This window comes from Microbacterium sp. Root180 (assembly GCF_001428485.1).
In the GTDB taxonomy this organism is placed as follows: Bacteria; Actinomycetota; Actinomycetes; order Actinomycetales; family Microbacteriaceae; genus Microbacterium.
Genome location: NZ_LMHS01000003.1, coordinates 1,435,521 through 1,452,512, shown reverse-complemented (window position 1 = coordinate 1,452,512; position 16,992 = coordinate 1,435,521). Strand labels below are relative to the sequence as shown.

At 72.3% G+C, this 16,992-nt stretch carries 14 protein-coding genes; 3 read left to right on the top strand and 11 right to left on the bottom strand.

The features are described from left to right. Positions 1–48 precede the first annotated feature (48 nt). The 3 genes from ASD93_RS14240 to ASD93_RS14230 all read right to left on the bottom strand — a co-directional run bounded on the left by ASD93_RS14240 (position 49) and on the right by ASD93_RS14230 (position 3,682). On the bottom strand, positions 49–1,632 hold the full coding sequence (locus ASD93_RS14240) for a DEAD/DEAH box helicase (RefSeq protein WP_056123917.1): 1,584 nt from the start codon (positions 1,630–1,632) through the stop codon (positions 49–51). Between the two features lie 185 nt (positions 1,633–1,817). Continuing rightward, positions 1,818–2,810: a prolyl aminopeptidase gene (pip, locus tag ASD93_RS14235; protein WP_056123915.1), complete on the bottom strand. Its 993-nt coding sequence runs from the start codon at positions 2,808–2,810 to the stop codon at positions 1,818–1,820. Then, the gene (locus ASD93_RS14230; RefSeq protein ID WP_056123911.1) at positions 2,807–3,682 is read right to left on the bottom strand and encodes a neutral zinc metallopeptidase; all 876 of its coding nucleotides are present in this window, start codon (positions 3,680–3,682) and stop codon (positions 2,807–2,809) included. Before ASD93_RS14230 ends, pip begins: the two co-directional genes overlap by 4 nt. A 65-nt stretch (positions 3,683–3,747) precedes the next feature. On the opposite strand from ASD93_RS14230, the gene ASD93_RS14225 reads away from it, so the two are divergent. The 3 genes from ASD93_RS14225 (at position 3,748) to ASD93_RS14215 (ending at position 7,176) form a co-directional block, all read left to right on the top strand. Next, positions 3,748–4,761, top strand: coding sequence for a malate dehydrogenase (locus tag ASD93_RS14225; RefSeq protein WP_056123908.1), 1,014 nt, complete (start codon positions 3,748–3,750; stop codon positions 4,759–4,761). Positions 4,762–4,767: 6 nt separating this feature from the next. After that, complete coding sequence (locus ASD93_RS14220) at positions 4,768–6,546, top strand: cation:proton antiporter (RefSeq protein WP_056123904.1); 1,779 nt, start codon at positions 4,768–4,770, stop codon at positions 6,544–6,546. 132 nt (positions 6,547–6,678) lie between these two features. Then, the gene (locus ASD93_RS14215) at positions 6,679–7,176 is read left to right on the top strand and encodes a recombinase family protein (protein ID WP_056123902.1); all 498 of its coding nucleotides are present in this window, start codon (positions 6,679–6,681) and stop codon (positions 7,174–7,176) included. 226 nt (positions 7,177–7,402) lie between these two features. Here the strand turns inward: ASD93_RS14215 and ASD93_RS14210 are convergent, their stop codons facing one another. The 8 genes from ASD93_RS14210 to ASD93_RS14175 are packed head-to-tail and all read right to left on the bottom strand — an operon-like array spanning position 7,403 to position 16,989. Continuing rightward, on the bottom strand, positions 7,403–8,131 hold the full coding sequence (locus tag ASD93_RS14210) for a hypothetical protein (RefSeq protein ID WP_056124594.1): 729 nt from the start codon (positions 8,129–8,131) through the stop codon (positions 7,403–7,405). After that, the gene (locus ASD93_RS14205) at positions 8,128–9,762 is read right to left on the bottom strand and encodes a serine/threonine-protein kinase (protein WP_056123899.1); all 1,635 of its coding nucleotides are present in this window, start codon (positions 9,760–9,762) and stop codon (positions 8,128–8,130) included. Before ASD93_RS14205 ends, ASD93_RS14210 begins: the two co-directional genes overlap by 4 nt. Further along, positions 9,759–11,159, bottom strand: coding sequence for an FHA domain-containing protein (locus tag ASD93_RS14200; protein WP_056123896.1), 1,401 nt, complete (start codon positions 11,157–11,159; stop codon positions 9,759–9,761). The genes ASD93_RS14205 and ASD93_RS14200 overlap by 4 nt, the downstream gene beginning before the upstream one ends. Beyond that, complete coding sequence (locus ASD93_RS14195) at positions 11,159–11,998, bottom strand: PP2C family protein-serine/threonine phosphatase (protein ID WP_056123894.1); 840 nt, start codon at positions 11,996–11,998, stop codon at positions 11,159–11,161. The genes ASD93_RS14200 and ASD93_RS14195 overlap by 1 nt, the downstream gene beginning before the upstream one ends. Next, positions 11,995–12,372 (bottom strand): FHA domain-containing protein, encoded by a 378-nt coding sequence (locus ASD93_RS14190; protein ID WP_056123891.1) that lies wholly within the window; start codon positions 12,370–12,372, stop codon positions 11,995–11,997. The genes ASD93_RS14195 and ASD93_RS14190 overlap by 4 nt, the downstream gene beginning before the upstream one ends. After that, on the bottom strand, positions 12,369–14,774 hold the full coding sequence (locus ASD93_RS14185) for a transglutaminaseTgpA domain-containing protein (RefSeq protein WP_082569347.1): 2,406 nt from the start codon (positions 14,772–14,774) through the stop codon (positions 12,369–12,371). Before ASD93_RS14185 ends, ASD93_RS14190 begins: the two co-directional genes overlap by 4 nt. Continuing rightward, positions 14,771–16,018 carry a DUF58 domain-containing protein gene (locus ASD93_RS14180; protein WP_056123888.1) on the bottom strand — a complete coding sequence of 416 codons (1,248 nt, stop codon included), beginning with the start codon at positions 16,016–16,018 and terminating at the stop codon, positions 14,771–14,773. Before ASD93_RS14180 ends, ASD93_RS14185 begins: the two co-directional genes overlap by 4 nt. Next, positions 16,018–16,989 (bottom strand): AAA family ATPase, encoded by a 972-nt coding sequence (locus ASD93_RS14175; RefSeq protein WP_056123886.1) that lies wholly within the window; start codon positions 16,987–16,989, stop codon positions 16,018–16,020. Before ASD93_RS14175 ends, ASD93_RS14180 begins: the two co-directional genes overlap by 1 nt. Positions 16,990–16,992 lie beyond the last annotated feature (3 nt).

Below are 16,992 nucleotides of genomic sequence, written 5' to 3'. Positions count from 1 at the left end.
ATCATGACGTTCGCGCGCAAGATTTCGTCGCGCGCGACGCGGGAGGTGTCAGCGACCGGTGCGGCGGTTGCCGCCGTTCTGACGCACGACCGAGCCGACCATCAGCTTGCCGGCGCTGCCGGAGGAGGCGCGGCGTCCCGGGGTGCGGGGGTTGCCCTGTGCCGGCTGCGATGCGCGCGCGTGTCCGGCGCTCTGGTCGGAGCGCTGGTGGCCCGACTGGGCGCGATCCGAACGGCCCGAACCCTGCGTGCGATCCGCGCTCTGCGAGCGACCGCCCTGGCCGCGACCGGAACCTTCGCCCTGCGAGCGGCACGAGGCATCCGCTGTCCGGCGCTGGCCGCCGCGACGCTCGCCGCCGCCGTTCTGATCGCGGGCCGCGCGCTTGCGCTGCGCGTTCGCGCCCTGGCTGCGTCCGCCGCCCTGGGCGTGCTGCTGCACCGGCTCGGGCTTGACGTAGGCCGCGACCTCGCCGACGAGCTCGGCGACCTGCGCCGACTCGGCGGTGACGGCCACCGGGGTGACCGAGATGGCAGCCTTGCGCAGGAGCTGCGCGACGTCCTTCTCCTGGCCCGGGAGCACGAGGGTCACGACGGCGCCCTCGGCACCGGCACGAGCCGTGCGGCCCGAGCGGTGGAGGTACGCCTTGTGCTCGGTCGGCGGGTCGACGTGGATCACGAGCTCGACGTCGTCGACGTGCACACCGCGGGCGGCGACATCGGTCGCGACGAGCACCTTGGCGGTGCCGGCCGAGAAGGCCGCGAGGTTGCGGTCGCGCTGCGGCTGCGAGAGGTTGCCGTGCAGGTCGACCGAGGGGATGCCCTGGGAGGTCAGCTGCTTGGCGAGCTTCTTCGCGTGGTGCTTGGTGCGCATGAAGAGGATGCGGCGACCCGTGCCCGAGGCGAGCGCCGTGACGACGTCCTTCTTGGCGTCGGTGTCGGTCATCGTGAAGACGTGGTGCGTCATCGCGGCGACGGGCGAGTGCGCCTCGTCGACGGAGTGCAGCACCTCGTTCTGCAGGAAGCGGTTCACGAGCTTGTCGACGCCGTTGTCGAGCGTCGCGCTGAACAGCAGGCGCTGGCCGCCGGACGGCGTGGCGTTCAGGATGCGCGTGACGACGGGGAGGAACCCGAGGTCGGCCATGTGGTCGGCCTCGTCGATGACGGTGATCTCGATCGCGTCGAGGTGGGCGTAGCCCTGCTTCATGAGGTCTTCGAGGCGGCCGGGGCACGCGACGATGATGTCCACGCCGGCGTTGAGCGCCTGCACCTGGCGGTTCTGGTTCACGCCGCCGAAGATCGTGGTGGTCGTGAGGCCGTAGGCCTTGGCGAGCGGCGCGAGCACCGCATCGATCTGCGTCGCGAGTTCGCGGGTGGGGGCGAGCACGAGTCCGAGCGGGCGGCCCTTGCGGCGCGGGCCGCCGGCGAGCGCGCCGCCGAGGCGTGCGACCATCGGGATCGAGAAGGCGAGGGTCTTGCCCGAGCCGGTCTTGCCGCGGCCGAGCACGTCGCGGCCGGCGAGGGTGTCGGGGAGCGTGTCGACCTGGATCGGGAACGCGGTGATCTTGCCCTCGGCTGCCAGCGAGGCGACGAGGGGCTGGGGCACGCCGAGCGTGCCGAAAGTGACGTCAGTCATGGATGAGATGTCTCCGGGCGCGAGTGCGCACCCTGGTCGGTGGCCGGTGGCGTATTTCGCCCACGGGTCGCCGTACGAAAGTTTTCAGCCGACGGCGTCTGGCGCGGGTGGTGCCCGGGGACGGCGGCGAGGGAAGCGTTCTACGACGCAAGAAGCGCGAATGCGCTGCAAGTCCTTCCACCCTATCAGGGCGAGCCGGGCACTTCCTGAACGGCGAAGCGGTCCGTTGCGGCGCGGAGCGCGCGGGCGATTCCGGGCTCGGATGCCGAGTGCGCGGCATCCGGAATCATCACGAGCTCCGCCTCGGGCCAGGCACGGTGCAGATCCCAAGCCGTCATCGGCGGTGTGCACATGTCGAATCGGCCCTGGACGATGACGGCGGGGATACCGCGGACGGCATCGACGCCGGCGATGAGCTGGCCCTCGTCGAACCAGCCCCCGTGCAGGAAGTAGTGGTTCTCGATCCGCGCGAACGCGGTCGCCGCCGCGGGTTCGGTCATCGTCTCGACGAGCGCGGGGTCGGGGAGCAGGGTGAGGGTCGAGGCCTCCCACTGCGACCAGGCGACGCCGGCCGGCGTGTGCACCGCGGGATCGGGGTCGAACAGCCGGCGGTGGTACGCCTCGATCATGCGCGAGCGCTCGAGCACCGGGATCGGAGCGATGAAGTCCTCCCACAGGTCGGGGAAGACCGCGGAGGCACCCCCTTCGTAGAACCACTCCAGTTCGTGCCGACGGAGGGTGAAGATGCCCCGCAGCACGAGTTCGGCCACGGCCTCGGGATGCGACTGCGCATAGGCGAGGGCGAGGGCGCTCCCCCACGACCCGCCGAAGACCTGCCACTGCGCGATTCCGAGGTTGCGGCGCAGCAGCTCCATGTCGGCGACGAGGTGCCACGTCGTGTTGTGTCGCAGATCGGCGCCCGGCGCGCTCGCGTGGGGCGTCGACAGGCCGCAGCCGCGCTGGTCGAACAGCACGATGCGATAGCGCTCCGGATCGAAGAACCGCCGGTGCCAGGAGGAGGTGCCCGCGCCGGGTCCGCCGTGGAGGAACACGACGGGCTTGCCGTCGGGGTTGCCGCTCTGCTCCCAATAGACCCTGTTGCCGTCGCCGACGATCAGCTGTCCGGTCTCGTACGGCTCGATCGGCGGATAGAGGATCTCGTCGAGGTGTTCGTTCATAGGCTTCCCCCCGGAATGCCGAAAGTCTGGCAGGCGCTCACCCCGCTCCGATACCCGGTCTCGAACCACTGCTGCCGCTGCTCGCTCGACCCGTGGGTCCAGCTCTCCGGATTCACGGCGCCGCCCGACTCCTGCTGGATGTGGTCGTCGCCGACGGTCTGCGCGGCGTTGATCGCGTCGGCGATCTGCTGCTGCGTGGGCGCCTCGAGGAAGGGTACCCCGTTCTCGTCCACCTGTTCGGTCATGTCGCCCACCCATGCACCGGCGAAGCAGTCGGCCTGCAGCTCGAGGCGCACCCCGTTGCTGTCCGGTCCGGTCCCGTTGCTCGGATTGTCCTGCATGATGCCGGTGATGTTCTGGATGTGATGTCCGTACTCGTGCGCGAGCACGTACAGCTGCGCGAGCGGACCCGCCGTCGCGTCGAACTGCTGACGCAGCAGGGCGAAGAAGGTGGGGTCGACGTAGACGTTCTGCTCGGACGGGCAGTAGAACGGCCCGGTCTGGTTCGAGGCGGTGCCGCACTGCGTGCCCGTCGCGCCGTCGACGATGATCAGCTGCGGGGCCTGGTAGCCCTGCACCTCGCCCTCCCAGTAATCGTCGAGGGCGAGGGATGCCGCGGCCAGGCGGCAGTCGTCCCGTGCGTTCGCGTCGGCGCCGGTCTGGCAGTTCTCGATCGCCGTCCCCTGGTCGTCGCCGCCCGCGGGGGCGCCGCCGCCGCCGACGAGGCCCGAGATGTCCGTGCCGGTGAACAGCTGGAACAGCAGCACCGCCAGCGCGCCGAGTCCGGCGATGCCGCCACCGGCGATCGCCGCTCCGCCACCGCGGCGACGTGCCGTGTTCCCCCCGACGCTGGCGTTGTCGTTGAACGTCATGCGCTCACGGTACCGTGGGCCACCTTTGCGGGCGGGGAGCCTTGACACGGCAATAGGCTCTGGGCATGGCGAGCGAACCCACCACCGTCACGATCACTGGCGCCGGCGGCCAGATCGGCTACGCGCTCCTGTTCCGCATCGCCGCCGGGGACATGCTCGGCGCCGACCGCCCGGTGCGCCTGCGGCTCCTCGAGATCCCGCAGGGCATGCGGGCGGCCGAGGGCGCGGCGCTCGAACTGCAGGACTGCGCGTTCCCCCTGCTCCACGGCGTCGAGCTGTCGGACGACCCGCGGGTCGCCTTCGACGGCGCGAACGTCGCCCTCCTCGTCGGCGCCCGGCCGCGCGGCCCCGGCATGGAGCGCGCCGACCTGCTCGCCGCCAACGCCGGCATCTTCGGACCCCAGGGTGCGGCCATCGGAGAGGTCGCCGCCGCCGATGTGCGCGCGGTGGTCGTGGGAAACCCCGCGAACACGAACGCGCTCATCGCCGCGTCCGCCGCCGCGCCCGGCGTGCCCGCCGACCGGTTCACCGCGCTCACGCGCCTCGACCACAACCGTGCCGTGGGCCAGCTCGCCGAGGCCCTCGACTCCCCGCCCGGCGACCTCGCCGGAGTCGTGATCTGGGGGAACCATTCGGCGACCCAGTTCCCGGATGTCGCGCACGCGACGGTCCGCGGCGAGCCGGTGGTCGATGCGCTGGCCGCACGCCTGGGCGGCCTCGCCGCCGCGCAGGAATGGCTCGACGACGTCTTCATCCCCCGCGTCGCGAAGCGCGGTGCGGAGATCATCGAGGTGCGCGGGTCGTCGTCGGTCGCCTCCGCCGCGAACGCCGCCATCGAGCACGTGCGCGACGAGCAGCTCGGCACCGCCGGCAGGACGACGTCGGCCGCCGTCGTCTCGCGCGGCGAGTACGGGGTTCCCGAGGGACTGGTGTGCTCGTTCCCCGTGGTGTCCGACGGCGACGGGTACCGCGTGGCCGACGGGCTCGAGCTCGACGATCGCGGACGCGCGCGGTTGGCGGCATCCGTCTCCGAGCTCGTGGCGGAACGCGAGGCGGTCGACGCGCTCGGGGTGCTGTAGCCCGCCATGGAGATTCTCGTCTTCGCCATCCTGGGCATCGTCGTGATCGCCCTGGCGACGGCGGTCGCGCCGAAGATCAACATCGCCGGGCCGCTGATCCTGGTGCTGATCGGGATCGGGGTCGGGCTGCTCCCGTTCGTGAGCGTGCCGCAGGTGAATCCGGACTTCATTCTCGTCGGCGTGCTGCCGCCACTGCTCTACTCGGCCGCCGTCGCGCTGCCCGCGATCGAGTTCCGCCGCGACTTCGGTCCGATCGCGGGGCTGTCCTTCCTGCTCGTGATCGTGAGCTCGATCGTCCTCGCCGTCTTCCTGATGCTCGTGATCCCCGGGCTCAACCCGGCAATCGCCGTGGCCGTGGGCGCGATCCTCAGCCCGACCGACGCGGTGGCGACCTCGATCGTCAAGCGCCTCGGGGTCTCGGGCCGCGTGGTGACGATGCTCGAGGGCGAGAGCCTGCTCAACGACGCCACCGCGCTCGTGCTGCTGCGCACGATGGTCGCCACCGCCGCGATCACGACCGTCGGATCGGCCACGGAGGATGCCGAAATCGGCGTGGGGTTCCTGCCGGCCTTCGCGTGGGGGGTGCTGGTGGCGGTCGTCATCGGCGCGATCGTCGGATACCTCAACCTGCGGCTGCGGTCGCTCATCGGCCACTCCGCCGCGAACACCGCGATCGGCTTCGTGATCCCGTTCGTGGCGTACCTGCCGACCGAAGAGCTGGGCGGCTCGGGTCTGGTCGCCGCGGTCGTCGCGGGCATCGTGACCGGTCAGGGTTCCGCGCGCTGGTTCACGCCGGAGCAGCGGATGTCGGACGAGCACAACTGGCGCACGATCGAGGTGATGCTCGAGGGCGCGGTGTTCCTGCTGATGGGCCTCGAGCTCAAGGAGATCGTCACCGGCAATGTCGAGCGGCACGACGGCCTCGGCACGGGCATCGGCGTCGCGGCGGGCGCGCTCGGCATCCTGCTCGTGGTGCGCGCCGCCTACGTGGCGGTGCTCGTCTGGGCGCAGAGCAGACGTGCGCGCGATCGCCAGCGCAAGCGCCTCGAGCAGATCGGCGAGCGCATCGACGCGATCGCCGCCGGTGACGCGATGCCGGAGCGTCCGGGCGGCCGCGGGCGGCGCGGCCAGGAGCTCTCCTCGGACGATCCTCGATCGCAGCGTCTGATCGCGTCGGGTCGGAGCCGCATCGCCCGCGCGCTGAGCGACCTCAACTACTACCAGGCGTCGCCGCTCGGGTGGAAGCACGGCGCCGTCATCGTGTGGGCGGGCATGCGCGGCGTCGTCACGCTCGCCGCCGCCCAGACGCTGCCCGCGGACACCCCCGAGCGGGCGCTCCTCGTCTTCGTCGCATTCGCCGTCGCGGTCGGCAGCCTCATGATCCAGGGCTTCACCCTCCCGTGGCTGGTGCGGATGCTCCGCCTGAAGCCAACCGGGGACACCCCGCTCGACCGCGCGGAGCAGACCGACCTCGACGACCGGCTCCGGGAGGCCGCGGCATCCGCTCTCTCCGATCCGGGCCTGCGTCGCCGTGACGGCAGGCCGTTTCCGGACGAGCTGGTGGAGTTCGTCGGGACGAAGCTGCTCGATCCGCCCGACGACGAGACGACGGCCGCCGCCCGCGATGCGCTCGAGCTGCGCCTGGTGCTCATCGAGGCGATGCGCCGGCGGCTGAACGAGCTCTCATCGGGCGGCGCCTTCAGCACGGCGGCGCTGCGCCACGCGCTGGCCGAACTCGATGCCGATCAGCTGAGTCTCGAGCTGCGGCTCGACGACGAGGCGTGACGCGGCCGCGCGGCCGCAACGCGTGGTTCCGGCCGCGAGTCGCCAAGACACGCCGCTGCCGCGGCCGCGCGACGGCGTGTTTTGGCGAGTCGTGAACGGGGAGGAGAGAATGGGCAAGCGAAGGGGCGTGACATGAACGGTGCGGGCGGGCTGACGGAGTCGGCGGCAGAGCCGTCGTCGACGGTGCGGGCGCCGGACGCGGCATCCGCTCAGACGAGCCCGATCCATCTTCCGCACGCGGCGGCGGAGTGCCCGAAGTGCTTCACCGAGCTGCAGCGCGACCGCGACTGGTGGCTGGCCCGTCCGGCCGGCGCCCGGCTCGTCGGGCTCGTCGTCTCGCGCGACGACATGCCGTCGGTCGTGGAGCAGCGCCGCGAGCTGACCCGCTTCGGGGTGCCGATCGAGGGCTTCCGGCATCCGGCCCCCGAGACGCTCGAGTCGTGGGAAGAGCGCCTCGTGCGTCTGTTCGGCACGCTCGGCCGCGGTGACGTGCTCGTCGTCGCGAACGTGCACGCCCTCGGTCGCGACATCGACGAGGAGACGCGCACCGTCGCGGAGCTGCACCGGCGCGGCGTCGTGGTGAAGGTGCTCAGCCACGGCGGCCGTCACCTCTACGACGCCGGTCGCTGACCCTGGTCTCAGGCGCCGGGATGCGGGCGCGGCGTTCCGAATCGCCCAACGGCCGGCCGGACTCCGTCGTCGTGCCGCGTCGATCGCGTCGATTTCGCATGTGAATTCGGGCTCACATGCATACGCCGGACGCGGGGCCAGCCGGGCCGTGTGAGCATGAACTCACATACGTTTCAGACGAGATGTCGATTCGCGCCGGGCACAGCGCGCGGCCGCTGACTCCGGCTCACGCGTCGTCGTCGGCGGCGGACTCTCGCTCCTGATCGAGCAGGGGAAGGTCATCGCGGGTGACCAGTCGCGCCGCGATCGCGTGCTCGACCAGACGGACGCGCCGGTTCGTGGCGTACGCACGGACCCCGCCGCGCATACCGGGAACGCCGATGCGGTCGAGCTTGTCGCACACGTTGTCGAGCTTGCGGTTGAAGCGCGTGAGCGTCCAGCCCAGACGCTCCGCCGCCTGCGCCGACGTCGGGAGCTCGCTCATCCCGGTGCCCTCGCGACGGAGCACCGGCTCGGCCAGCGCCAGGATCATGACCCGCTGGGACTGTGTGAGCGGCACGTCGCCGATCGTGCTGAGCCCGTCGTCGCCGCCGAACGACTGGGTCTCGCGGAATGCCGGCTCGGCGACGTGGATCGTCAGCTCATAGGTCGTCGGCCCGGCGCTGAAGATGACCGCCGTGGCCGCGAACACCAGGGGCAGTCGTGCCCCGGGGGCGAGCCATGCCTGCACCCGCCCGCCGGTGTCGGTGACGGTGGCCGACAGGCGGCTCCCGACGTTGGAGAGCAGCCACAGACCGCCGACGTTCTCGATCGTGAGGAAATGACGGTGCAGGAACAGGTTGTCGTCGATCGCGAGGTCGCCCTCGCGTCCCACCGTGAACACGGAGCCGGGTTCGACGGTGAACGCCTCCCCCGCGAATTCGACGGTCAGCTCGTCGGTCATGCTGGCGCTCATGGCGCGCACCCCCTCACGGGATCGGACGACTGGCCGTTCTCCCGCACGAGCAGCACCTCGACGCACGTCGTCCCGGACGCATCGGCGGGCACGGTGACCTCGGCCTCGGTGACGGGCTCGAACTCCGGCTCCTCGTCGGAGCGGTTGACGACGCCGACGAGATAGCGGTCGCCGTCCTGCGGATCGGGGTTCGTCCACGTGAAGCGCACCCCTCCGGTGACGGCGGCCCCGGCCAGATCCTCGGGTTCGGGAACGACGGCCGATACCGGATCCTTCGGGATCGACGACGACGTCGGCGTCGGCACCGCGTTCGCACCGCCGAGGATGCCCGGCAGCGACACCCCCACGATGATCGCCACGACCAGGACGAGGGCGCCCGCGCCGACGCCGACCCACAAGCCGGTGCGGGCGCGCTTCGGGCTCTGCCCACCTGGGACGGGCGGGGTCGCCGGCGACGCGGGTTCGGCGGAGACGGATGCCGGAGCCCGCGCGATCGTGCGATCGCCGGCGAGCGGCACCTCGACGGGGCCGCGCATGCGCGTCTCCGCTGCCGCCGGGGGCGCCGCCGACCCGCGCAGCACGGTGTGCTCGTCGGCCGGTTCGTAGACGGGGGGTGTCACCGGCACCGGGGACGCTCGGGTGGTCTCGGCCGACGGTCGCGTGCGACCGGCGGCGGGAGTCGTCTGCGGGTCGATGCTCACGACGCCGCGCACGCGGGTGAGCCCTTCGTCCTCATCCTCCACGACGTCCTCGGCGATGCCGTCGTCGAGGATGTCGATCGGGGTGACCGAATGGGACAGCTCGATCTGGACCTTCTGCAGCGCCCGGGCGAAGGCGATCGCCGATTCGTACCGGTCACCCGACGACCTGGCCAGTGCGCGCTCGAGCGCACGCTCGAGGGAAGCCGGGGCATCCGGTCTCCCGAGCGGCGGGAGCGGCGACGTCTCGATGCGCTGGATCAGCTCGGCGGCGGTGTTGCGCTGACCGGGGAGCTCGAACGGCGACCGGCCGGCGAGGAGCGTGTAGACCGTCGCACCGAGCGCGTAGACGTCCGAGCGGGGATCGCTGCGCGGCACATCTGCGAACGACTCGGGCGGAGACCACGGGATCGACAGCCCTGCGGACTCCGCCGCCGCGCTGGTCGTCGACGCGATGCCGAAGTCGGTGAGGGCGGGTCGGTTGTACTCGGTGACGAGGATGTTGGCCGGCTTGATGTCGCGGTGCAGCACGCCCGCGCGATGAGCGGTCTCCACGGCGGCGGCGACCTGCACGCCGACGCGCAGGGACTCGGCCACCGAGAAGGGCTCACGGCGGTACCGCACCTGCAGGTTGGGCTTGGGGCAGTACTCCATCACGAGGTACGGCCGGCCGTCGCGGGCGACGCCCGCCTGATAGATCGTGACGATGGCCGGGTGCGTCGAGAGCATCGCCATGACGTTGGCCTCGGCCGTGAACTCCGCGACGGACCCGCTCGACATGCGCTCGGTGAGCAGCACCTTCACCGCGACGCGACGCTTGGGAAGTGCCTGCTCGTAGAGGAACACGTCGGCGAACCCGCCGGATCCGAGGACGTCGACGTACGTGAACCCCGGCAGATCCGGCGGGGCCATCGGCGTGCGCCTGGTGTTCACGAGAGATCCTCGATGGCCACAGTGATGCCGTCGCCGAGGTCGATCACGTCGCCGGGGACGACGACCGTGCCCTCCCCCGGATGAAGCCGCACCGGATCCACGCCGGGTCGCAGGAGGGTCGTGCCGTTGGTCGTGTTGAGGTCGGTCGCCAGGATGCTGTCGCCCTCGACGCGCAGCTCGACGTGGCTGCGCGAGATGTCCTGCTGCGGGCTGTCGACCGCGACCAGGTGCGGCAGGTCGGTGCCCGAGACCCGTGTCGAGCGTGGGCGTCGGCCGATCACGACCGTGCGGTCGAGCAGCAGCACCTGTCCCGTCGAGACGCGGACGCGCCCCGGAGCCGGCGGACGCGGAGGCGCGAGCGGGGGCGGGACGGAGTCCCCGGTGCGCAGCGCGCGGGCCTCGGCGAGTGAGACGGTCGCGCCGTCGTGGTCTCCGAGGACGGCGGGCACCGGCATCGGCCGTGCGACCGTCGCGTCGACCGCGTCGTCAAGCAGGGTGGGCGAATCCGCGGGCGCCTCCGACTCCGCCTCGCGCTCCTGCGATGGGATGAGCGTGGACTCGGCCGGGAGCAGCGTGTCGGCCACCGAGAGCACGGCCGCCGAGTCGATCAGTCCCGATGTCGCGACGGGCGCCGGGACGACGGCCGGCGGGACGACGGCGACCCGGGCAGAAGGAGCGGAAGCCGCAGCCCCGCGCACCGGCGTCGGCGTGGGGGCGGCGGGCTCCGGCTCCGGCTCGGGCACGGCCGGGGTGGCGGGATCGGCCGCAGGCTCGGGTGCCGGTGCCGGTGCCGGTTCCGGTGCAGGCTCGGGTTCGACGGGATCCGGTGCCGGTTCCGGTTCCGGTTCCGGCGTAGGTGCAGGTGCCGGTTCCGGCGCGGGTGCGGGTTCGGGCTCAGGTGCAGGTACGGGCTCGAGGGGCGCGGCGATCGCCGCGAAACGGGGCTTCACGGTGGCGCCCTCCTCCGACGGAAGCCAGGCCACCGCGTCGGCGAGCACCACGCCGTCGCTCACGGGGAGCTCCGCGGGCGCAGCATCCGCCGCTCCGACGAGCTCGACCCGCGTGACGGCGGCGATCACGCGCTCGGTCCACGTGGTCACGCCCTCACCAGAGATGCGCTCGGATGCCTCGGCGGTCACCTCGAGCTCGAACGACCCGCGCACCGCGAGGCGTACGGCGCCGCGCTCCGCGAGCACGACCGCGAACGGCGGCACCGCCGACAGCGACGTGCCGTAGGCCCCGGTGAGCGCCTCGAGCACACCGCCGAGGCCCCGGCCGTCGGCGACGAGCGCATGGATGCGCGCCGCGAGCGCGGGCGACGTGTCGCCCGCCAGCACCGCGAAGCCGTGCGGCGTCACCGCGACCGGGCGCGCGCCCGGCGAATAGTGGACCGACATCAGAACCCCCCTGCGGCGACGGCACGGGGCAGCGTGTCGCCGTCGATCTCGTCGGCGACCGACGGCGACGGCGCCGTGTGATCGCCTGGGCGGCTCGCGCGTGAACTCACCGCCGTCGCGTCCACCACCAGAGCCGTGATGTTATCGCGTCCGCCGCGCAGCATCGCCTCGTGCACGAGTCTGGTGGCGGCGGACTGCGCGTCGATCTCCGCCATCAGGATCGCGTGGATCGTCTCGTTGGCGAGCTCGCTCGAGAGACCGTCGGAGCACACCAGGATGCGGTCGCCCGCCTCCGCGGGGATCAGCCAGTAGTCGGCGTCGCCGTCGCTCCCGGCGCCGATCGCCCGCGTGATCACGTTGCGCCTGGTGTCTCGCGAGGCCGCGTCCGGATCGAGCTGGCCCGCGTCGATGAGCTCCTGGACGACGGAGTGATCGACGCTCACCTGCTCGAGCTCACCATCGTTCAATCGGTAGGTGCGCGAGTCGCCGAGGTTGATCGCGAGCCAGTACCCCTCGCCGTCGACATCGGCGATCACGACGCCGCTGAGCGTCGTCCCCGCGCCCGCGCCGGCGCCCTCACCCGGCGGGAGCGCCTCCACGCGGCGACGCGCCCTCGCGAGCGCCCCGCGCACGTCGTCGATCCCGAGGCTCGGCAGACCGGCGAAGGCGGCGAACTCGTCGATCACCGTGGCGCTGGCGATCTCACCGGCGTGATGGCCGCCCATGCCGTCCGCGACGAGGAACAGGGGAGGTGCCGCGACGTGGGAGTCCTCGTTGATGCGGCGCCGCAGACCCGCGTCGGTGGCCGCGCCGAACAGAACCGTCACGGGCGGCGTCATGAGCCGATCCCCACGACCGCGGTGCGGTCGCCCAGCTCGAGCCGGTCGCCGGCTCGCAGCGTCGTCGGCAATCCGGCGACGAGCGGATGCCGCCCTCCGTCGCGCACGAGCACCGTGCCGTTCATCGAGTGGCGGTCGGCGATCCACGCCCCGGCGGCATCGCCGCCGATCTCGAAGTGGGTCCTGGACAGCGACAGCGTCTCGTCGCGCACCGGGATGCTCGCGAGCCCCCACTCCGCTGCGGGGTTGCGGCCGCACAGCGCCGGACCGTACACGGCGATGCGCGACCCGTCGTCCCACGTCAGCACGGCGAGCACGCGCGCGCCGGCGCCCAGCGACACCGGCGCGGCGGGCGGGAGCGAGCGGATGGTCATTCGGTCTCCTGGGGGCGGGAGTCGGGCTCGGGTGCCTCCGCGAGCGAGGAGCGGGATGCGCGGGGCGGGCGTGGTTCGCGGGGCGGGCGTGGTTCGCGGGGCGGGCGCGGCGTGCGGGCCGGCAGGGCGAATCTCGTCCCCGCGAGAAGCGAGCGCACGTTCAGCCGGGCGGCGAGTCGGGCCCACAGCGAGCGGCCGTCGCCCATGCCGCCCACGATCTCGTCGACCTGGCGCCAGAACTCCGACACGTCGTCGGCGCTCGGTTCGGTCGGACCGAACACCTCGAAGTCGGCCCGGTCGGCGAGCGTCGCGACTCGGGGTTCCGCGAACGCCGTGCCGACGACGCCCGCGTCCTCGCGCCGCGTGCCGCCCGGCCGCACCGGCGTGCCGTAGTCGGTGGCTCGGTCGATCAGCTCGTTCCATCCGCCGCTGATGCGATCGGCCGCGCGCTCGGCGTCGCGCCTCTTCCGGCGACGGGATGCCTTGAGGGCGCCGATCACGATGAACGGAGCGGCCAGCAGCGCGAGCAGCCCCGCGACGCCGACGACGATCACCACGATGAGCCCGAGGAGCGCCGCGTCGAAGCCGCTCTCGTCCTCGGACTCGCGGTCGTCGGGCACCGTCGGCGGAAGGTCGACCGGCTCCTGCGGCGGCGGCGGCGGTTGAAGCACCTGCGGCTTCGGGTCGGCCTTCGGCTTCGTCGTCTGGTCGTTGGGGACCTTGTCGTCCGGCGGAGTCGGGTCGAAGGTCACCCAGCCGTGCTCGGCGAACGCCACCTCGACCCACGCGTGCAGCGTGTCGCCGGTCGCGGTGAAGACCCCCTGGCCGGCGAGATCCTCGTCGGGGTAGAACCCCATCACGACGCGGGCGGGGATGCCGAGCTCGCGGGCGAGCAGCGCCATCGCCGTCGCATACTGCTCGTCGTCGCCGACCATCTGGTCGCTGCCGAGCAGCGTCGAGATGCGTTCGGCGCCGTGACCGGCTCGCGAGAGGACCTCGCCTTCGAGCCCGTGGCTGAAGAACCCGCCCTCAGCGAGCATGGTCTGCAGCGCGCGCACCTGCTCGACCGGCGTCGTCGCCTCGGCGACCGCCTGCGACGCGATCTCCACGAGGTCCTGGGGCACGCCGACCTGATCCGGCAGCGAGAGCGGTGCGAAATCGTCGTCGGCGAGCGCGTCGTCGCTCGGCGAGGCGGGAATGACGGTCTCGAGCGTGTAGGCGTCGCCGGTGCCGAGGCGCTCGGTCACGACGGCCGTCTCGGTGCCCTCGTTGTAGTACGCCGAACGCCGCAGATCCTCGGCGCGTTCGCCGTCGAAGGCGATGCTGCGCACGGCGCCGACCTCCGGCATCCACACCCCTGCCAGCGCTCCGATCTCGACGCGGACGGTCGCGGACGTGCCTTCGGCCTCGGCCGACATGTTCCCCCGCACCGGTCCGAACGCGCTCGAGGTGCCCGCTCCGGCATCCGACACGTTGTAGACGGTGCCGTCGTAGGCGTCCATCGTCGCCAGTCGTACGCGGGCTTCCTTCGGCAGTCCGGACGCAGTGAACAGCGGCTCGTCGGGGAAATCGCGCACGTAGGCACGGAACGACTGCAGTGGGCTGGGGTACTCGCGCACGTCGAAGGGCGGGATGACGACGTCGCGCAGCACGTAGCGCGGTGTCTGCGGCGCAGCGAACGCGCTCGCGCCGACGCCGATCAGCGTCGCGACGACGACCACGGCGCCGCCCATCAGGATCCGGCGCATCGCGATGCCGCGCGCCGGGGTCTCGTCCTCGCCGAGTGCGATCGCCCCCGTGCCGTGCTCCCAGCTCTGCCGCACCGCCAGCCAGACCGCGGCGACCAGAGCGAACACGACGCCCTGCACGACCGGGACGGCCGGCTGCGAGGTGCCGAGGGCGATCTGCACGGCCAGGAAGGCACCCGCAGGGATCAGCGCCCACGCCGGCGTGCGCAGCCGCAGCGCGAGCGATGTGGTCAGCACACCGGCGACGAGGGCGAGCACGAACGGGACGAGGAGGTGACCATCGGATGCCGCCACCGGCGCCACCGTGGTGAGCAGCTGCTTCCACGACGTGACGATCCCCGTCGCCAGCCTGCCGAGCGTGTCGATGGTGGGCACGAAGCCGAGCACGGTCGTGTGAGGCAGGGCGAGCGCGCCGCCGAAGAGGAAGTAGGCCAGCACCGTCAGGCCCGCGAGGGGGAGGATGCCCCACCGCAGCCACGTGCAGAGCACCGCGAGCCCCATGCCCAGGAGCGCGCCGCCGACGGCCGCGGGCAGGTACGACGGGCCGCCGAAGGTCGGCCAGAAGCCCACGATGGGGACGGCGAGCAGCGCCGCGACGGCACCGAGGTCGAGGATCCAGCGCCGCGTGGACAGCGTCGTGGACGCGCCGCTCATGCCAGCACCTTCCGCAGCGCTGCCGGGAGCTGCTCGAGCGATCCGACGGTCACGACGTCCGCGTCGGCGATCCGGCGCAGGCTCGGGGAGGCGCCCGACTCGGCCACGACCGCGAGGGTGCGGGCGCCGAACGGCAGGCGCGCGCAGGCCGCGCGGAGGCTGTTGGCGTCCACGCCGCTGCCGCACACGAGGACGACGACGCTCGCGAGCGGCAGCGTTGCGGCGACCACCCCGGCGAGCTCGACGACGCCGCCCGCGCGCGGTCGCGAGTGAACGACGCCGCTCAGCGAGTCGAGGAACTGCTTTCCGGTCCCCGAGGGGAGAGAGCGCTCCTGCACGCGCACCTCGACCCGCTGGGAGTCGCGCAGGGCGCGCAGGCCGAGGGATCCCGCGGCCGAGATCGCCAGCTCGAACTCGTCATCGTCGCGGTAGTCCCCCGGGTGCGTCGACACCCCGATCACGAAGTGCGATCGCCGAGTCTCCTCGTACTGGCGGACCATCACGGTGCCCGTGCGGGCCGTCGACTTCCAGTGGACGTGGCGGAGATCGTCGCCGGGCTGGTACTCGCGCAGCGCGTGGAACGAGACGTCGTCGCGCGACAGGTCGGTCGCGGGCAGGCCTTCGAGGTCGCGCAGGAAGCCGAGCGACTGACCGTCGAACAGCACGGTGCGCGGGTGAACGAAGAGGTCGACGGGCTCGTCCTTGCGGTGCACGCGCTCGAAGAGGCCGAGCGGGTCGCCGCGCACCACGCTCACCGGCCCCACCGCCACGACGGCACGGCGCGTCGTGGGGATCGCGAAGAGCTCCTCCGCCGCGGCGCCGGGGGCGAGACGGGACACCTGGAACTCGCCTCGTCCCGCGCCGACGGGCAGCACCACGCGGGAGGGCAGGATGGCGCGCGCGCCGGAGTTCGACAGGGTGAGGGCGCCGACCGCGCGCTCGCCCACCACGACGCGCGTGCGGGTCAGGTCGAGCGTCACGTCGTAGGCCGTGCGGCCGATCAGGAACAGCGCGCACAGCGCGAGCAGCACCGCGAGGACGACCGCCGCGACGGTGAGCTCCCACCAGCCGAGCGAGGCGCCCGCGATCCACAGCACGGCGGCCCCGACGATGAGCACCCAGGCGGCGGGGCGCACGACGCCCAGCACGGCGCGCAGGCGTCGCCAGACGCGCACGGCGAGCTCCCCCCACCATTCCCGGCGGTCCCTCGCGGGAGCCGCCTGACCGAGTGCTTCCGTCGTCATCAGGCGGCGGACCTCGCCTGCGGAGCGGGAACGTCCTCGAGCACGCGCGCGATCACCGTGTCGGCGGTCGTTCCGGCGAATTCGGCCTCGGGGTCGAGCACGAGGCGGTGCGTCCACACCGCGGCGGCAAGCGTCTTGATGTCGTCGGGGGTGACGAAGTGGCGCCCCTGGGAGGCGGCCCACACCTTCGCGATGCGGATCATGGCGAGCGAACCGCGCACCGACACCCCCAGCCTGGTGGCGGCATCCGCTCGCGTCGCCTCGGAGAGCTGCGCCGTGTAGCGCAGGACCGCCGCCTCGGTGTGCACGGTCGCGGCGAGGTCGGCCATGTCGGCCACGGCGCCGGTCGTGATGATCGCCGACAGGCTGGCGGACGGATTGCGGTCGGCGGCGCCGGCGAGGATGCGCTCGGCCGCGGCGAGATCGGGGTAGCCGATCGATGTGCGCACGAGGAAACGGTCGAGCTGCGCCTCGGGAAGCTTGTACGTGCCCGCCTGCTCGATCGGGTTCTGCGTCGCGATCACGAGGAACGGGCGACCCGCGTCGTGGGTCACGCCGTCGACCGTGACGCGGGACTCCTCCATGACCTCGAGGAGCGCGGACTGCGTCTTCGGCGAGGCGCGGTTGATCTCGTCGGCCAGCACGATCGAGGCGAACACCGGTCCCTTGTGGAACTCGAAGCGGTGCGACGTCTGGTCGTAGATCGTCACTCCGGTGACGTCGGAGGGCAGCAGATCGGGAGTGAACTGGATGCGGCTGCTCGTTCCCTGCACGGTGGCGGCGAGCGCCTTCGCGAGGCTCGTCTTGCCGGTTCCCGGAGCATCCTCCAGCAGCACGTGGCCCTCGGCGAGCATGGCCGACAGCACCAGGCCCACCACCTCGCGCTTGCCCAGCAGCGCACGGTCGACGTTGTCGACGAGGCGGGCGAAGGTCCCCTGGAACCAGGCGGCCTGTTCGGGGGTCATGGTCATCGT